We start from the raw sequence: 16575 nt of genomic DNA, 5'->3' as shown, positions 1-16575 counted from the left end.
CTACTTCTTGGGCGCGGCATCCTGGGGCTGTTGCCCACCGGCCTGCTGCACGCGCACTTGAGTCCCTGGGCGGGCCTTGATGATGCCTTCGCTGATGATGCGTTCGCCGCCCTTGAGGCCCGAACCCACCAGATATTTGTCACCCACAGCCACTGTCACCGTAACGGGGATGGGATAAACCTTGTCATCCTTGTCCAGCCCCATGACCACCGCACCCTTCTGGGTCATGACCACGCACTTTTGCGGAATGAGAATTGCGTTTTTGAGCACATCACCCTCAACAAACAGGCGTACGTACTGACCGGGCATGATCTGCCCGTCGGCATTGGGAAATACCGCGCGGGCCTTGATAACGCCGGTTGTGGGCTGCACCTGGCTGTCAATAAAGGTTACCTCGCCCTCGGTGGTGTACATGGTTCCATCAAGCAGGCGCAGCCTGGCCTTGTAGCGGTTGCCCTGCGGGAACTGGAGCACGCCGCTGTTCACAAGCTGCTGGCGCATCATGCGCTCTGGCGCGGCAATGGAAAAATCAATGTACATGGGGTCGGTCTGGTTCACCGTGGTGAGCAGCGAATTGTTGCTCACCAGGTTGCCGGGAGTGTAGTTTTCCTTGCTGCTGTAGCCAGAAACAGGGGCAACCACCTGGCAGTAATCCAGATTGATCTTGGCCTGGCGCAGGGCGGCCTTGGCGCTGTCGTAAGCGGCAAGGGCCGAATCGCGGTCTTTCTGCGAAACGGCGTTCTTTTCGTACAGCGGACGAATACGCTTCCACTCGCGGTCAGCGTTTACGTACTGGGCCTGAGCCTGCTGCATCTGCGCCTCGTACTGGTCGCGCTCAAGCTGAAACAGCTGTTGCCCGGCCTTCACAAAATCGCCTTCGTTGTAAAGACGCTTTTCAATAATGCCCTGCACACGGGCACGCACCTCAACGGCGCGCGAGCCCGTGGCCTGGGCCTGAAACTGGCTGGGCCAGGGGGTGTCGGCCACTGTCACCTCTATGGCAGAAACCGGCAAGCGCATGTCGGGCGCGCCTTTTTTATCGCTTTCGCAAGCGACAAGGGCAAGGCAAAGCCCCAGTACAACTGAAATTTTTGCAATAGGTCTGATACTCATGAATAACTCCATATGGGCGTGGCGCACGGCGCTTAAAACACGCACGGCGTAACGGCGGCGGCATGAATTACCACCGAGACGGGTCATCAAAAAAACCTGGTTCCTGGGGGGGATCAGCATGTAAGATTGGGCGCACACAAGCGCCCCATGACGCACGTGGGGACGTCATTCGGCCCCAGCCTGACAACACATCGAAAATTGCGAAAAACCACCCCTCTAAAAAGCACAGTTCACGCCAAAAAGCAATGTTCAGGAAATCTTGTGCCGCCAGAGCGCCCAAATAATAAGCCATGTTATTTCAGCATGTTAGCTTATCGTGGTGCGTTTTTATAACTAGCTGAAATTACAGCATATTTTTTTAGGAGAATTCTCCATCAGATTCGGGGGTTTCATTGCCTTCAAAGTACTCTTTTATGCGCCGGGCATTGTGGCTTGCGTTGTCCAGAAACACGGTCCACCACACCGCATCCTTGAAGAGTTCCATGCGCTTGAACTTGTGCCGCTCGTCGTTCATGCGCAACACGGTAATTTCCAGCTGCTTTTCGTCGCTGGCTTCACTGGCAAAGGTAATGCGCACCCCCGCCCTTTGCATGACCCTCAGATCGGCGGGAGAATAACGGGTAAGAATTCTGCCAGCCACATCGGTGGCTTTAAGAAAGCTGGTGCTCTGGGCAGAAGAAATGCCCACCTCGCGCACTTCGCCGTTAACAAGCAGATCCGCACGCCGTATGTTGGCCAGATTGATACGGCTGCGGTTGATAACCTTGCCGTCGCGCAGCACGCGGTAATAGCAGGCCCCAATTTCTTCCGAAACACCCAAAATAACCGTGGCGTTCACATCGGGGTAAAACACGCCGATGCTGGCAGTCATGCCCGATGATTTGGCTATGTCGCCCTTTTCTTCTGCAATGATGCGCAAATGGCGGGCCGCACGCATCCTGGCATTCAGATAAATGCCCACCAGCACGAGAAAAAGCAGGGCCACAATCGTAAGGGTCATGCAAAACGCCTTGGAAGGGTTAGGGGTGAGGCGGGCCTGAAGGCCGCAGATTCTGCTGTATGTGTGGCAAAAGGCAGACGCTCAGGCGGCGCGGTAACAGGGCAGGCGGTCGGCCAACGAGCTCAACAGGGCTGGTTGTTGCTGGCCCCGCCACACACCGCAGGCACAGCAAACGCACAGGCGCGCGCCAGGCCGCGCCTAGTCGTCGAAGCGCAGTCGCACCAGGGTTCCGGCGCGCGCGGCCAGCAATTCGGCCACAATGGAAACTGCGATCTGCTGCGGGGTTTCCGCCTCTATGGTAAGCCCAATGGGGCAGCACACGGCTGCCAGCTCCGCATCTGGCACCCCCTGCTTGCGCAGGGCTGCATATACCTGTTCACGTTTGGTTTTGCTGCCTATCATGCCCACATACTGCGCATGGCTGGTCAGGGCCTGGGCCAATACCTCGCGGTCAAAACTGTGCCCGCGCGTGATAATGGCCACAAAATGCCTGCGCCCTATGCCGCAGCTCTGCACAAGGTTTTCGTACCCCGGCAGAACCAGACAGTTGCGCGCCATGGGGAAACGCCCGGCATTGGAAAATTCGGCCCGGTCGTCCACAACATCCACAACAAAATCGCAGGCATGGGCCAGACGTGCAACCTCAAGCGAAACGTGCCCACCGCCGCACAACAGCAGCACCGGCGGCGCGGCCAATGGTTCCACATAAAAGACATGGCCCTCGTGCTCTACCAGCCCCGGCTTGTTCTTGCGGGCATCGAGCAGGGGCTGCACGCCCTCCAGTCCAATGCCCACACCCGCAGGCAGCGCGCTTTCTGGCTGGGCCGCATCGGGCAGGGCATCGACATACAGATGACGCACGGGGTTTTCGGTTTCGCCGTGCAGCGAAACGCCGTCGTTGCGCAGCTCCACAAGCCACAGACCCCGGCCACCCTGACGCAACACCTGCGCAGCAAAGGCAAAAAGATCGGCCTGACTGGGCGAAAGCACCTCGCACAGCACTTCCATGCTGCCGCCGCAGATCATGTCGCTGTTAGGTGAAAACCCTGTCATATCAACAGAAACACGGGCAGAAGCGGCGCTGGCAAGACTGCCGCGCGCGGCCTCCATGGCGCGGGCCTCAAGCAGGCCACCGCCCACGGTTCCTTCAAAACCATTGCGGGTTTGCAGGGCGCGCGTACCGGCATCGCGCGGGGCCGAACCGGTACGGCTGACCACGGTGACCAGCACAGAGGGCTCGCCATCTTGCAGCAGTGAGGCCACGCGCGCCTCAAGGGTGTCTTCCCACGGGGTGGTTACCAGTGTTTCTGGCGTACCAGCAGTGTCTGTTCCCGTCAGGGCAAGCCCGGCCTTGTCGCCGTCTTTTTTAGCCATCCTCATCCTCCTTCACGTAGCCACAACCCTTGACCGGACAGATCACTTTTGTGCCGTCGCGACTTTTCTTTTCGACCAGATAGGGGGAATTGCAGCGTGGGCAGGGGCCGGGCACGGGCTTTTCCCACAGCGCAAAATCGCACTGGGGGTACTGGTCGCAGGAGTAGAATATCTTGCCCCGCTTGGTGCTTTTTTCTACCAGCGAGCCCTTGCCGCAGCGTGGGCAGGGCACACCCGTGGAAAGGGGGGCTGCGTGTTTGCAGTCGGGGTAGCCTGTACAGGCAATAAAACTGCTGCCCGTGCGGGATTTTTTGATCACAAGATCCTTGCCGCACTGCGGGCACACGCCCACTTTTTCGTACTGGGGCTTTTCCTGCGCCACGGCCTCGACCTTTCCGTCTTCCGTGCGCTCGAAATTACTGGTGTAACGGCATTCGGGATAGCCGGAACAGGCCAGAAAAGCCCCGGCCTTGCCAAACTTGATGAGCAGATCCTTGCCGCATTCCGGGCAGGGCAGATTGGCGGGCATGCCGCCCTTGAGGCTCTTCATGTTTTTGGAGGCAGCCGCCAGCGTGGGATTGAAATCTTCCGAAAACCGGCGCAGCAGCTCAACCCACTGTTCCTGTCCATCGGCCACCTTGTCCAGATTCTCTTCCATCTGGGCGGTGAACCCCACATCCATCAGCTTGCCAAAATGCTCCACAAGCTGGGTACACACCACACGCCCCAGATCTGTGGGTACAAAGTGGCGCTCCTTGAGGCTCACGTACTCCCTGTCCTGCAAGGTGGAGATAATGGCCGCATAGGTGGATGGCCGCCCGATGCCCAGCTCTTCCAGCTCGCGCACAAGGCTTGCTTCGCTGAAACGGGCCGGGGGCTGGGTGAATTTCTGCTCCTTGTCGAGCTTTTCAAGCGTGAGGGTCTGCCCTGCGGTAAGGGGCGGCAGCTCGGCGTCGGCCTCGTCCTTGCCGCGCGGCATGACCGCGAGAAAACCGGCAAACAGCAGGCGTTCGCCCTTGGACTTCCACAACGTGTGCGCGCAGGAGATGCTGGCCGTGGTATCGTGAAAGCGCGCGCCCGCCATCTGCGAGGCCACAAACCGCGCCCAGATGAGCCTGTAGAGGTTGTACTGCTCTGGCGGCAGATGGGCCTTTACCTCGTCGGGGGTGATATTCACGTCAACGGGGCGTATGGCTTCATGCGCGTCCTGCGCGCCGCCCTTGGCCTTGTAGACCCTGGCCCGCTTGGGCAGATATTCCTTGCCAAAACTGCCTTCAATAAAGGCCTTGGCTGCGTCGCGGGCCTCGTCGGCAATGCGCGTCGAGTCGGTACGCATATAGGTGATAAGGGCTGTAAGCCCCCTGTCGCCGATTTCCACGCCTTCGTAGAGGCGCTGGGCGATATTCATGGTGCGCTTGGCCGTGTACGAAAGACGCTGGTTGGCCGCCTGCTGCAAGGTGGAGGTGATAAAGGGCGGCTGCGGTGCGCGCTCGCGCTCTTTTTCTTCCACGCTTTCGACCACAAAGGGCTTGCCGGCCATGGCGTCCTCAATATCCTGCGCCTGTGCCGCATTGCTGACAACAGCCTTTTTGCCGCCCACCTTGGCAAGCTCGGCCTTGAATGACGGCGGCACGTCGGCGGCCAGCAGGGCCTTGAACAGCCAGTATTCTTCGGGCTTGAAGACCTCGCGGGCCTCCTCGCGCTCCACAATCAGGCGCAGGGCAACAGACTGCACACGCCCGGCAGAAATACCCCGTTTGATGGACTTCCACAGCAGGGGCGAAATCTTGTAGCCCACCAGTCTGTCGAGCACGCGGCGTGCCTGCTGCGCGTCAAAAAGATGCCCGTTGAGCTCGCGCGGATTGGCCAGCGCTTCCTTGACGGCCTTGGCCGTGATTTCGTTGAACTGAATGCGCTTGATATCCTTGGCCTTGTCGCGGATAAGCTCTGCCACATGCCAGGCAATGGCCTCACCCTCACGGTCGGGGTCGGGGGCAAGATAGACGGTGTCGGCCTTGGAGGCCGCAGCGCGCAGCTCGCTGACAACGTTCTTTTTGTTGTCGATAACCTCATAATGCGGCGCAAAATCATTGGCCTCGTCCACTCCAAGCGAGCTGGACGGCAGGTCGCGCACATGGCCCACACTGGCCTGCACCATGTACTGCGGCCCCAAAAACTTCTTGATGGTTTTCACCTTGGCGGGTGATTCCACAATAATAAGCTGTTTGCCCATGCTGCCCCTCGGATTATCTCGTGCTTGCCGGCATAAAAGGCCCGGCCCAGTGTACCGCACACGCGGTATGCGCTGCGGCTGCGGCCCACAGCCACAGCAGGCAGCCTTTTTTGCGCGGCCAAAACGCGGCCCTGCGGCGGTGCTTGCTGTCAGATACGCCGCACCATACGCAAAAAGCCAGAGCGCCCGCCGTTTATCTGGCCGGAACCCACTGCAACGCCATCACTCCCCACCGGGGGCAACGCGCGACACAACCAATAGCGTCAAGTACGAAGCATTTGTCAAGTCCCGGCCCTGCAGCATTCCATTCCTGCGCACTGCTCGCCGGGGGCCCAAAGGGGTAAAACTGGACAGCTTGGCCATTCTGGGCTATTAATGATAGTGTTGTTTAATTTTGCAAGGAAACGTATGCGCGTCTGTTTTCTGCCACTCAAACTTACGGTCATGCTGTGCATGCTGGCACTGTGCGCCCTTGGCGCCGGTTGTGCCGCGCAACAGGAGCAGCCTGCTGCCCCGGTGCCTTCCAGCGGTGCGCCCAATGCTGACGCCCCTTCCGGCAGTGATGCCGGAGCGACAGATTCTCCCCTGCAAAGCGTGCAGATACGCAAGGGGCAGACCGTGCATGTCAAGGTAAACGGCGGCGATTCTGGCTTTAACGCAGACATGGAATCCATGCTCACCAGTTATCTGCAAAGCGAAAAAGACCTCACCCCCGCCGATTCATCCCAAAAAGCCGACCTGCTCATCCGCGTCAAGATAGAAGATATCTACCCGCTTGGTTCGCGCAATGCGCCTGTGAGCGCGGGGCACGCGCTTGGCAGCACCGCCACCGGGGCCATGCTTGGCGCGCTGCTTGGAGGAGCCACCGGCGGCAGGGGCGGCCTGGCCTGGGGCGCGAGCGCTGGCGCTGCGCTGGGGCTTGGCGCTGCGCTGCTCGACAGCTCTGGCAAAAGCAAAGTTTGGGGCATGAAGGCTCTGGTTGGCGTAGGCCGCAATGGCCGCGAACCGGCAGAATCAGACATGCACCGCACAGTTGTGCGCGCCGAAGGGGCCAACATGGGCAAGGATGAAATAGCCCCCGCCCTGGAGGACACCCTGAGCCGCAAGATTCTGGATTCTCTGCGCCCCTGATTCCGCGCCAACACTACCCGCACAGGCAGGCAGCGCCACGCGCCGCCAGCCAGCATGCATGATTTCCCCCCGATAATACCATCCGCGCCGCACAAGCTGCGGCATATACGAGGAGTAGTATGTCCTTTACCCGTTATATTCTGTTGCTCTGCCTGATTTTCGCAACCCTGTGCGGTTGCGTGCGCCAGTCGGCCAATGGCGCGCGCGTGGAAGTGCTGCGTCAGGGCCAGCTGGAACAGCCGGAAAGCGACGCAAACATCCCCCCCGCTGTCTACGTGAACGTGCGCGACAATACCAACAAACTGTCGGGACTGCGCGCCCAGGCCGAATCATGGCTGCAACGCCAGGGCTACACCATTGTGCCCAACCCCAGCGAGGCCGGTTACATACTTCAGGTTGTGGTGCTCGCTGCCGGTGTTGCCGCGCCAGAAAGCGTGCGACAGATGGTGGCTGCGGGCTATGATGCCCCCTCAAAGCTCGACGGCAGGGGCGGCACGGCACTGGTGGCCGACGTGTTGCTGGTGCAGCGCAACGTGCCCAGCGCCAAGCAACCGGCCCGCTCAAAGCTCAAGAGCATCTCGAAGCGCAACGCCGTTGCCAGCAGCCAGATGCGCATTGGCCTGCTGGCCCTTCAGGAATTCAAGGTAGATACGGGTGTGCCGCCCATTTTTGCAGAAACCATGGGCAAGGAACTGGCCACCCATATTCACGGCGCATCTGGTCAGGATGCCCCGGCGCAGCCTGCCAGCCCCCAGTAGTTCTCCATTGCAGCAAAAGCCCACAGTTGTGGGCATGCCTCGGCAGGGGCCGTCCGTAACCGGGCGGCCTTTTTTGTGCCACAGGTGTCAGCATTCCGGCGGCCCTTTGACGACAGGGGCATAACCCGGCGTATTTCTGCGCATATCAGACATTGGCACTGTACTTGCTTTTTCCTCTGTGCGGCGGCAGCAGCCCCCGCAGGAGGAACTCATGGCACTTTCCAATTTTCTGATCCGTCCACCATCAGACGCGCAGCCAGCCCAGGGGGCCATGTCGCGCCGCTCGGCGAGCCCACAGGCCGGAAATTCCGCGTCTTTCGCCAGTATCATGAATGGTCAGACCACCAATGCGGAAACCGCCAGCGCCCCGGAAGCCCAACGCACGAGCCTGCCCGCAGGCGGCATGGGCCTCCAGCACGGCATGGTTCTGGCCGGGCGCTCGCCCAGCGATCTTATGCGAACCCAGGTCTTCAGCAAGGCAGAAACCGACATGCGGCAGACCAAGGCCATCGACAGCCTCATGCAAACCGTATCCGGCGGCAATTCCACCCTTGATCTTGCCCGCAGCATGGGCACGGCGCGGCACCTACGCTCCATGACCAGCGCCATGGACAGCCGCATGAAGGGGCTCAGCATGGGCGACTTTGTGCATTCGCGCCCGCCGGTGCAAAGCCGCACCAAGCCCGCCCACAAGGTGGAAGATGTCGAACTGGGGCAGCTTTCCGCCCGCTTCGAATCGGGCAGCGACGGCATTGCCGCCGTGGGCTACGACCGTGTGGGTGGCACGTCATACGGCAAATACCAGGTTTCGTCCCGCGCGGGCAGCCTGAAGGATTTTCTGGATTTTCTGGATACCGAAGCCCCCGAACTTTCGCGCCGGCTGCGGGCCTCCGGCCCCGGCAATACCGGCAGCCGCAAGGGTGCCATGCCCGACACATGGCGCGCCATCGCCAACGAGCAGCCCGAACGGTTTGAAAATCTTCAGGAGGCATTTGTCCACCAAAGCCACTACAAGCCAGCTCTGGACTCCATTGCGCAGCGCACCGGCCTGAACCCGGACAAGATTTCAACTGCCATGCGCGAGGTTATCTGGAGCACGTCGGTACAGCACGGCCCCTCTGGCGCGGCGCGCATTTTTGAACGCGCCCACGGCATGAGCGGCAGCCCGTCCGATCCGTCATACGAGCGTAACCTCATAAACAACGTGTACAACATCCGCGTGGGCCAGTTTGGCTCGTCCGACAGCAACATTCAGGCAGCGGTTGCCAACCGCTTCAAGCAGGAAAAAGCCCTTGCCCTGAACATGCTGAACGGCGGCAAAAACTCCTCGCTGGCGTAGGACTGCTGACCCATGGACACCACAAATCCTGCGGGTGACACAGCACTGCCGGACAGCGCCCAGAGCGGCGCAGGCGTAACCGTAGTCATCAACCTGACACGGTTTGGCGATCTGCTGCAATGCCAGCCCCTTATTGAAGACCTGCACCGGCAGGGCAACCGCGTGCATCTGGTGTGCCTGGACAACTTTTCCAGCGTGCTGCCCCTGATGCGCCATGTGGAACGCGCCTGGCCCCTGCCCGGCGCGCGCCTTATGGCCGACATGGAAAAGGACTGGCGCAGCGCCGCCGCCCGGCTGCTGGAGTATGCCCACGCCATCCGCGCGGGAGCGGCTCCCGCCTGCGTGGTAAACCTCACCACCACCCTGCCCGCCCGGTTGCTGGCAGGCCTTGTGGGTGGCAACACCGCCGAAATGCGCGGATTTGTTCTTGATGCCCTTGGCTTTGGTCAAAACAGGGGTATCTGGGCAACATTTTTGAACAGTGCCACAGTCAACCGCCAGAGCGCACCGTTTAACCTTGTGGATATCTTCCGCATGGTGGGCGGATCCAGCGCGCACTACGGCGGAGACCAGCAACCGCGCCTGCGGCTCACACCGCCATCGCAACGGGCGCTTGCTGCGGCAGATGCCCTGCTGGCGGCCACTCCGGCAGATGCCACAGGCTTTGTGGCCATGCAGCTGGGAGCCAGCGAACAACGCCGTCAATGGCCCGCAGAATATTTTGCCAGCGTTGGCAACAGCCTGTGGCGCGAGCGCAAGCTCTGCCCCGTGCTGCTGGGCTCGCCAGCCGAAAAACCCCTGGCAGAGGCCTATGCCCGCCATGCGCAAGGCCCTTTTGTAAACGCCGTTGGCAAAACAGATCTCACCCAGCTGGCGGCCCTGCTGTGCCGCTCGCGCCTGCTGCTCACCAACGACACGGGCACGATGCACCTTGCTGCGGGCCTTGGGGTCACGAGTCTGGCCATCTTTCTGGCAACGGCGCAGCCCTGCGATACGGGCCCCTATTTGCCCGGCTGCTGCTGCCTAGAGCCTGCCCTGCCCTGCCACCCCTGCCCCTTTGGACGCCCCTGCCCCAACAATCTTGCCTGCGTGGGCCATATTCGCCCGCAGAGTGTGGAGGCACTTGCCCTTGCATGGCTCGATACGGGCCGCTGGGACACCGCGCCGCTCGAACTCGCCGGGTGCGAGGCCCGCGTGTGGCAGACAGAGCTGGACAAGGACGACTTTATCACCGTGCGCTGTCTTTCTGCGCATGCAGCAGAAGACCGCAGCCAGTGGCTTGCGCAGCAGAGAGACTTCTGGCGTCAGATCCTTGACGATCTGGCCGGTCCCTCTGCCGCCCATTCCAGCACCAACGAGGGGCCGATCAGCCCAGAGCGCCCCTGCCGCGCGCTCAACCTCGCAGATGACCACGCAGCAGGCCACACAGCCGACGGAGGCAACGTCGTTTCGCTCCAGTTTGCGCAGCGCATGTTCGCCACCCTGGATCAGGCCATTCAACTTTTGAATATTCTTACACAACAGGGTCAGATGCTGGGCAAAACTCCCAAGGCGGGACAACTTTTCTTGCGCAACTGCGAGCGCCTTCAAACGGTGCTCGATGCCTGCCCTGAACTGCGTTCACTGGGTGCGTTCTGGCGCGAGCTGCGTCAGGAGCGCGGCGAGCGTCTGGACGATCTGCTGGCACTTACTACCCATCTTGGCGCGCAACTTGTTGATTGGCGTGATAAATACGCAAATGGCACGTCATTTGCTTAATTCGTGGCATACCACATTACGGTAAAATCTTCCCTGCGGGGGAGAGGAGGGGAACTGGAATGATTATCATCGACGGCGCACAAAGCGAAAAAAGCATTACCGCCTTTGCCAACCTTGAGGAACTGCTCAAGGACGTTATGCAGGAAGACAAGATGGTAGACCGTGTAGTGACGGACGTTTTGGTCAACAACGAAGCTTTTTCCGAAATCTACCCGCATCAGGCCGAAGACATTGCCTGCTCTGATATTTCTTCCATCGAGGTGCGTTCCGTACCCGTGGCCGAAATGGCCGTGGAAATGTCGGCCGAGATGGGCAAGGTGGCGAAGATGATGGGCCACGGCGCCCGCGAAGTGGCCCGGCTGTTCCGCGCCGCCTCCGACACCGACGCTCTCGAACTTTTTCAGGATCTGCTGGACGTGACCCGCGATTTCATGGGCATGCTGGGCGAACTGCGCACCCGTTACACCAACGGCGCACTGCCCGACTTTGCCGAAAAAACAGAAAAATTTTCCAACATGCTCTCCGAAATGGGTGATGTGCTGGAAAACGAAGACTGGATTCTGCTGGCCGACCTGCTTGAATACGAATTCATCCCCCTGTGCAACGAATGGTACGAATCCAGCGAAATACTGCACAAACAGGTTGTTGAACACATGGCCCAGTAGGGCCGCAGGAGCTCGTATGAGTCAGGGCGTATGCCTTTTGGATGAAGCGCTTAACCTCGCCCGCCAGGAAATGGCGGCCCTTGAGGACGGCGCATACGACAAGGCTGTCGAGCTTGCCGAAAGGCGGGGCGAAGTGACCAGCATGGCCTGGCATATGCTCGACGACAGCCAGGCCGACGAATACCGGGCGCACCTGATCGAACTGGCCCGTGTGCAGGATCAGCTTACCGAGCTTGCCACCAAGGCGCACGGCGAGATCAGGTCGCAGCTGCAACGCTCACGTCTTGAGGGCCAGCGCATGCGCGGCTACCACAGGGCAGTGGGCCAGGCGCTGCAATAAAGGCCGCCTGTCTTAGGACAAAGATCAAAAGATCAAGGGCACCGCGCGCGAAAGCGTTCGGTGCCCTGTTTTTTTGACAAAAAGCCCTGCAAGCGGGCGTTATCAGCCCACCATGCCCTCACGCATGGCATTGCGCACCGCCTCTACCCTTGCGCGTATGTCGGGCGCGCCCACAAGCTCGCTCACCAGCGAGCAGCAGCGAGCACCGTGGCGCGCCACTTCAGCAATATTGTGCTGCTTGATGCCGCCAATGGCCACAAAGGGCACATCGGCATGCCGCGCCACCCAGTCCAGATATTCATAGCCCACGGGTGCCACCACATCTTCCTTGGTCTTGGTGGCAAATATGGGCCCCACGCCGATGTAGTCTGCACCGAGGGCGCGGGCTTCGCGGGCCTGTTCCGGCATATGGGTTGAAAGGCCAATGATCATGCCCGGCCCCACAAGGCTGCGCACGGCGGGCACGGGCAGATCCTCCTGCCCCACGTGTACGCCGTCGGCCTGCACCATCATGGCAATATCAATGTGATCGTTGACGATAAAGCAGGCTCCGGCCTCGGCAGTCAGCCGCCGCAAGAGGCGGCACTCTTCAAGCATGGCCCCGCCCTTCAGCTTTTTTTCGCGGTATTGCACTATGCGCACACCAGCCCCCAACAGGGCAGAAACCACCTCTTCGAGAGGTCTGCCCAGTGAAAGACCGGCATCGGTGATGGCGTAGATATCTGTTTCTCCTGGGAGAATCTTGGCCATGACAGGCTCCTTGGCTCTTATTTTTTAAACGCCGCAAAAATACGGCGAAAGCAGCTTTGAACAAAACGCGCCGGGTGAAACGACGTGTGCGAAAGCTCGGCAGGCAGCTGAAAACCGGTGGCACAAAAATCTGCCGGGCCGTGCAGAGGAAAGACCGCCTGCGTTCCAGCCGCTGCGCTGCCCCAGGCCTTGCGGCGGCACAGGGCCGCCCCCAGCGGCACTTGCTGCGGAGCCTGCCCCAGCACGGCATACAGGGCCTCGTCCAGGGCAACGGCAGAGGCACTGGCCCCAAGCAGGCCAAGCGCAAAGGGCTTGCCATTGCTCGGCCCGGTAATATGCATGGCCGTGATGCCGTCGGCCACCGCTGCCACGGGGGGCAGCGCGGCCCACAGGGCGGCGAGGCAATCGGCAAAAAACAGGGGGTCGCGCCCCTCACGGGCGTGAGCAACGGCCTTGTGCAAACCGCACACACAGCCAAAACAGTTTTTGACAGAGAGCGTCAGCAGCATCTGGGCGTGGGCCTTGACCCTGGGCACAGAAACGATCAGGTCGCTTTCCATGGCCAAGCGTGCCACGTGAAAACGTGAGCCGCCCGCCTGAAAACCCGCCTTTTGCGCAGCCTCGCCCTCAAGGGGCAATGGCAGGGGCACGGCAGGGCCGATTTCTTCCACGCAAAGCCCCAGAGGCCGCAGGGCAGCCTCCAGCCCCACAGCGCGGGCCACATGCGCAGCACGCCCAAAACCGGGCGAATCGGCCACGCGTACCTTTACGCCCTTGTCCAGAAGCCAGGCGCATACCGCCACCACCACCTCCGGCGAGGCGCAGGCAAGGGGCTTGGCCAGCAGCAGATTGGGTTTGACCAGTACGCACGCGCCGGAATGCAGGGGGTAATATTCTGTCAGGCGGGCCGCGTCCATCACCTGCCCCACGGCCTGTTGCAGACCGGGCCCGGTGTAGGCCTCGTGGCGCAAAAGGGCCACAGGCAAAGGATCACCGGGGTTGGGGCGAACGGCTTTCGACGCGACATCCTTGGGGTTCATGCCAGTTTTCATGCCCGAATTATGCCGCCGGGGCCAGGCATTGTAAAGGCCGCGCCCTTTTCAAACGGGCCGTCTTGACGTATGGAAGGGCTGCTACCGTATCCAAGACAACAGACTGTAATCTGAGGATTCCATGCACGCACCCAATCAGCTGCTCATCGCCTTTTTACTGGCCCTGTGCTGTGCCCTGGCCTCTCCCGCCGCCTACGCAGCGGAAACGACCCCCGCCACCAAACAGGACGCACCCAAAGCGGATGCGGTCAAGCCCGATGCACCCAAGCCGGACGCCGCCAAACCCGACACCTCAAAGCCGGACGCCGCAAAGCCTGACACGGCCAAGCCAGAAGCAACCAAGGCCGATGCGGCCAAGCCGGACGCAGCCAAGGCTGATTCTGGCAAGGCAGATACCGGCAAAAAGGATTCGCCCAAGGCCGACAAGCAGGACAAGCCCGCTGCCAAGCCCGACGCCAAAGCCGACGCCAAGGCTGACGCTAAAGCAGACGCCAAGGCCGACGCTAAAGCAGATGCCAAGCCCGATGCCAAGGCTGACGCCAAGGCCGACGACAAGACTGCCGATCCAAAAGAAGGCGAGGCCCCCATTCCCACCCTGCCCCTGCGCGATCCGTGGGAAATGGTCTGGAGCGGCCAAAAGGCCATGCTCGACGAGATCACCCAGAAGGCCACCGTCATGGGCGATTCCTTTGCCCAGCGCTCAAGCAACCTGAGCGAAAAGGTGCAGCCCTTCATGGAAGAAGCCCGGCGTCTGCTGGTGCTGCTCAATACCTACAAAAACTGGCCCAACCCGGTTGAGGCCGTGAGCCGTCGCATCACCTCCACCGTGCTTGATCTGCGCAAGGTGCTCGACCCGGTCATGGGCGCGCGCACAGAGGTGCAGGCCCTGCTGGAACGTGTGGGCTATCTGGCCGACAGTATGCCCGAAGATCTGCACGACGGCAGCCTCAGCCCCGAAATGCAGGATTATGCCAAAACCATCGTGCTCACCCGCCTGCGGCTCACCGCTGTGATGGCCCAGTACGATTCTGCCCTTGCCCCTGCGCTGGCCCTCATCAAGCGGCTGGAAAAAATGCAGGACGAAATCAACGCCCAGATTCCCCTATTGTGGAAAAACTACTATCTGCAAAGCCCCGTGCCGTGGCTCAGCCCCGATGCCTGGGCCGACTTTGGGCGGCAGATGCACTATTCCGCCCAGGGCATGATTTTGCGCCTGCCGGTAGAAATACCCGTTACCGTGCAGCGTTGGGGCACGGCGGTGCTGCGCTTTGTGGTGTGCCTGCTGTTCACCGGCGTACTCACCACCCTGCTGTACCGCCGCTGGGCCGCTCACGAAACCAATACCACCGTGCGGCATATCTTCAGGGTCAGTCTGCCCTGGCTGTGCGTTGGGCTGGCCCTGCTGGGCAGCTCGGTATCGTCATCTGGCGAGTTTTTTCGCCTGTTTCTGGCCCTTGGCAACCTGTGCCTCATTGTGGCCCAGATACATCTGGCCTGGGATCTGCGTCTGCTGAAATATCCTGAAGTACAGCAGCAGAAACCGCCGTTCTGGACGCTTATCCAGCCCACCCTGTGTTCATACGTACTGCTCTATCTGCCCCTCACCCAGCCGCTGGTGCTGGTTATCTGGCTGGGCATCGTGATTGTTTCCCTCATACGGCAGCACCGCAGGCCCAAGCTTGATCTTGGCCCCATGCATGTGGAAACCAGCGTGATTGAATGCGAGCCCCTGGTGCTGTGGATATGCCTTGTGCTGACCCTGGCCGGGCTGCACATCTACAGCATGGTGCTGTATCTGCTCTTTGTTTCGTGCTCTCTGGCCCTGCAACTCTGCCTGGGCGGCATGGCGCTTGTCAGCACGCTCAACGACAGACTGCCGCAGGAAGGCGTGCGCGCCGCCCTGGCCCACCTTGCCGTGGCGCTTTCTGCGCCTGTGGTGCTGGTGGCGGCCTTTGTGGGTGTTTCCCAGTGGGTGGGCACGCTGCCCGGCGGCATGCACCTTTTGCAGCACTATGTGCTGCGCGGGGTAAACGTGGGCGCAACCCAGTTCAACGTGGTGCATCTGCTGCTTATCATCACCATGTTCTACCTCACCCGCACCGCCGTGGGCATGGGTTCGCGCTTTCTGGCCCGCCTGCCCAAGCAGGGCGTTGCCATCGACGCCACACTCATTCCGCCCATGCAGACAGCCTTTACCTACGCGCTGTGGTGCTGCTTTGGCCTGTTTGCCCTGCGGGCCGTGGGCATGGAGCTCAGCAATCTTGCCATGGTAGCCGGTGGCCTTTCTGTGGGTATCGGTTTTGGCATGCAGACCATCGTCAACAACTTCCTGTCGGGTCTGATACTTATCTTCAGCCGCACCCTTCAGGCTGGTGATGTGGTTGAAGTGGGCGGAACCCAGGGCCGCGTGCGCAAAATCAGCGTGCGCGCCACCATGGTGGAAACCTTTGACAACGCCCTGATCATTGTCCCCAACTCTGAATTTGTGGCCAGCCGCCTCATCAACTGGACGCGCAACAGCCGCACCGTGCGCCGGGAAATCAAGCTGGGCGTGGCCTACGGCTCTGACGCAGACCAGGTCATGAAAATTCTGCTGGCCATGGCCAATGCCAACAGCAACGTGCTCAAGTACCCGCCGCCAAGCGTGGCCTTTGCCGATTTTGGCGCCAGCACGCTCGACTTCAGTCTCAAGTTCTGGGTGCGCGACTACGATGTGGCGGTTTCCACCGCCTCCGATATCCGGCTTGAGATCGAAAGGGAGTTCCGCGAGCACCGCATCGAAATTGCCTTCCCGCAGCTTGATGTGAACATCAAGGAACTGCCGCCGCGCACCAAGGCTCCCCTGCCCTCGGCAGAGCCCCGCGCCAGCAAGCGCCGCGCGCCGCGCCGCCCCCGCAGGGTGCTGCCCGCCGGGGCCAAAGGCGTGAAGCCTGGCGATAAAAAAACCGCCACCCCCGACGACGGGGACGACGACGAAAACAACAGCTAAGCGCCTTCCGCGCCGGTAATCGCCGCAGCAATGCCCGGTTATGGCGCGGGTGTTGCCGGGCGGGCCTTACCAC

Annotated in this window: 13 protein-coding genes; 7 read left to right on the top strand and 6 right to left on the bottom strand. The window is 60.9% G+C overall.

Going from position 1 to position 16575, the window contains the following annotated elements:
- The 4 genes from ACE3NW_RS01750 to topA all read right to left on the bottom strand — a co-directional run bounded on the left by ACE3NW_RS01750 (position 1) and on the right by topA (position 5720).
- Positions 1-1113, bottom strand: a complete 1113-nt coding sequence (locus tag ACE3NW_RS01750) for an efflux RND transporter periplasmic adaptor subunit (protein WP_374279739.1) — start codon at positions 1111-1113, stop codon at positions 1-3.
- Between the two features lie 358 nt (positions 1114-1471).
- Entirely contained in the window at positions 1472-2113 is a 642-nt protein-coding gene (locus ACE3NW_RS01745; protein ID WP_374279737.1) for a thioredoxin, read from the bottom strand.
- A gap of 198 nt (positions 2114-2311) precedes the next feature.
- A complete protein-coding gene (locus ACE3NW_RS01740) occupies positions 2312-3487 on the bottom strand; it encodes an XdhC family protein (protein ID WP_374279735.1) in 1176 nt (391 codons plus the stop codon).
- Positions 3480-5720 carry a type I DNA topoisomerase gene (gene topA, locus ACE3NW_RS01735; RefSeq protein ID WP_374279733.1) on the bottom strand — a complete coding sequence of 747 codons (2241 nt, stop codon included), beginning with the start codon at positions 5718-5720 and terminating at the stop codon, positions 3480-3482. Before topA ends, ACE3NW_RS01740 begins: the two co-directional genes overlap by 8 nt.
- Positions 5721-6128: 408 nt before the next feature.
- On the opposite strand from topA, the gene ACE3NW_RS01730 reads away from it, so the two are divergent.
- From ACE3NW_RS01730 to ACE3NW_RS01705, 6 genes are all read left to right on the top strand, one after another.
- Positions 6129-6851 carry a hypothetical protein gene (locus ACE3NW_RS01730; RefSeq protein WP_374279730.1) on the top strand — a complete coding sequence of 241 codons (723 nt, stop codon included), beginning with the start codon at positions 6129-6131 and terminating at the stop codon, positions 6849-6851.
- A gap of 119 nt (positions 6852-6970) precedes the next feature.
- Positions 6971-7609, top strand: coding sequence for a complement resistance protein TraT (gene traT / locus ACE3NW_RS01725; RefSeq protein WP_374279728.1), 639 nt, complete (start codon positions 6971-6973; stop codon positions 7607-7609).
- A 211-nt stretch (positions 7610-7820) separates the two neighbouring features.
- A complete protein-coding gene (locus tag ACE3NW_RS01720) occupies positions 7821-8948 on the top strand; it encodes a hypothetical protein (protein WP_374279726.1) in 1128 nt (375 codons plus the stop codon).
- A 12-nt stretch (positions 8949-8960) separates the two neighbouring features.
- Positions 8961-10706 (top strand): glycosyltransferase family 9 protein, encoded by a 1746-nt coding sequence (locus ACE3NW_RS01715; protein WP_374279724.1) that lies wholly within the window; start codon positions 8961-8963, stop codon positions 10704-10706.
- A 59-nt stretch (positions 10707-10765) separates the two neighbouring features.
- Complete coding sequence (locus tag ACE3NW_RS01710) at positions 10766-11371, top strand: hypothetical protein (protein ID WP_374279722.1); 606 nt, start codon at positions 10766-10768, stop codon at positions 11369-11371.
- Positions 11372-11387: 16 nt separating this feature from the next.
- Positions 11388-11711, top strand: a complete 324-nt coding sequence (locus ACE3NW_RS01705) for a hypothetical protein (protein WP_374279720.1) — start codon at positions 11388-11390, stop codon at positions 11709-11711.
- 102 nt (positions 11712-11813) lie between these two features.
- On the opposite strand, the gene thiE is transcribed toward ACE3NW_RS01705, so the two are convergent.
- Complete coding sequence (thiE, locus tag ACE3NW_RS01700) at positions 11814-12461, bottom strand: thiamine phosphate synthase (RefSeq protein ID WP_374279718.1); 648 nt, start codon at positions 12459-12461, stop codon at positions 11814-11816.
- Between the two features lie 17 nt (positions 12462-12478).
- Complete coding sequence (locus ACE3NW_RS01695; protein ID WP_374279716.1) at positions 12479-13513, bottom strand: DUF362 domain-containing protein; 1035 nt, start codon at positions 13511-13513, stop codon at positions 12479-12481.
- 121 nt (positions 13514-13634) lie between these two features.
- Here ACE3NW_RS01695 and ACE3NW_RS01690 point away from each other — a divergent pair, with 121 nt between their 5' ends.
- Positions 13635-16502: a mechanosensitive ion channel family protein gene (locus ACE3NW_RS01690; protein ID WP_374279714.1), complete on the top strand. Its 2868-nt coding sequence runs from the start codon at positions 13635-13637 to the stop codon at positions 16500-16502.
- Positions 16503-16575: the final 73 nt, after the last annotated feature.

This window comes from Desulfovibrio sp. (assembly GCF_041907885.1).
Classification (GTDB): Bacteria; Desulfobacterota; Desulfovibrionia; order Desulfovibrionales; family Desulfovibrionaceae; genus Desulfovibrio.
This window is presented reverse-complemented; position numbering and strand designations above follow the sequence as displayed.

Coding starts and splice junctions, on each gene's coding strand:
- ACE3NW_RS01705 (WP_374279720.1), top strand. CDS start 11,388: ATGAGTCAGGGCGTATGCCTTTTGGATGAAGCGCTTAACCTCGCCCGC.
- ACE3NW_RS01730 (WP_374279730.1), top strand. CDS start 6,129: ATGCGCGTCTGTTTTCTGCCACTCAAACTTACGGTCATGCTGTGCATG.
- ACE3NW_RS01750 (WP_374279739.1), bottom strand. CDS start 1,113: ATGAGTATCAGACCTATTGCAAAAATTTCAGTTGTACTGGGGCTTTGC.
- traT (WP_374279728.1), top strand. CDS start 6,971: ATGTCCTTTACCCGTTATATTCTGTTGCTCTGCCTGATTTTCGCAACC.
- ACE3NW_RS01710 (WP_374279722.1), top strand. CDS start 10,766: ATGATTATCATCGACGGCGCACAAAGCGAAAAAAGCATTACCGCCTTT.
- ACE3NW_RS01740 (WP_374279735.1), bottom strand. CDS start 3,487: ATGGCTAAAAAAGACGGCGACAAGGCCGGGCTTGCCCTGACGGGAACA.
- ACE3NW_RS01745 (WP_374279737.1), bottom strand. CDS start 2,113: ATGACCCTTACGATTGTGGCCCTGCTTTTTCTCGTGCTGGTGGGCATT.
- ACE3NW_RS01720 (WP_374279726.1), top strand. CDS start 7,821: ATGGCACTTTCCAATTTTCTGATCCGTCCACCATCAGACGCGCAGCCA.
- ACE3NW_RS01695 (WP_374279716.1), bottom strand. CDS start 13,513: ATGAAAACTGGCATGAACCCCAAGGATGTCGCGTCGAAAGCCGTTCGC.
- topA (WP_374279733.1), bottom strand. CDS start 5,720: ATGGGCAAACAGCTTATTATTGTGGAATCACCCGCCAAGGTGAAAACC.
- thiE (WP_374279718.1), bottom strand. CDS start 12,461: ATGGCCAAGATTCTCCCAGGAGAAACAGATATCTACGCCATCACCGAT.
- ACE3NW_RS01715 (WP_374279724.1), top strand. CDS start 8,961: ATGGACACCACAAATCCTGCGGGTGACACAGCACTGCCGGACAGCGCC.
- ACE3NW_RS01690 (WP_374279714.1), top strand. CDS start 13,635: ATGCACGCACCCAATCAGCTGCTCATCGCCTTTTTACTGGCCCTGTGC.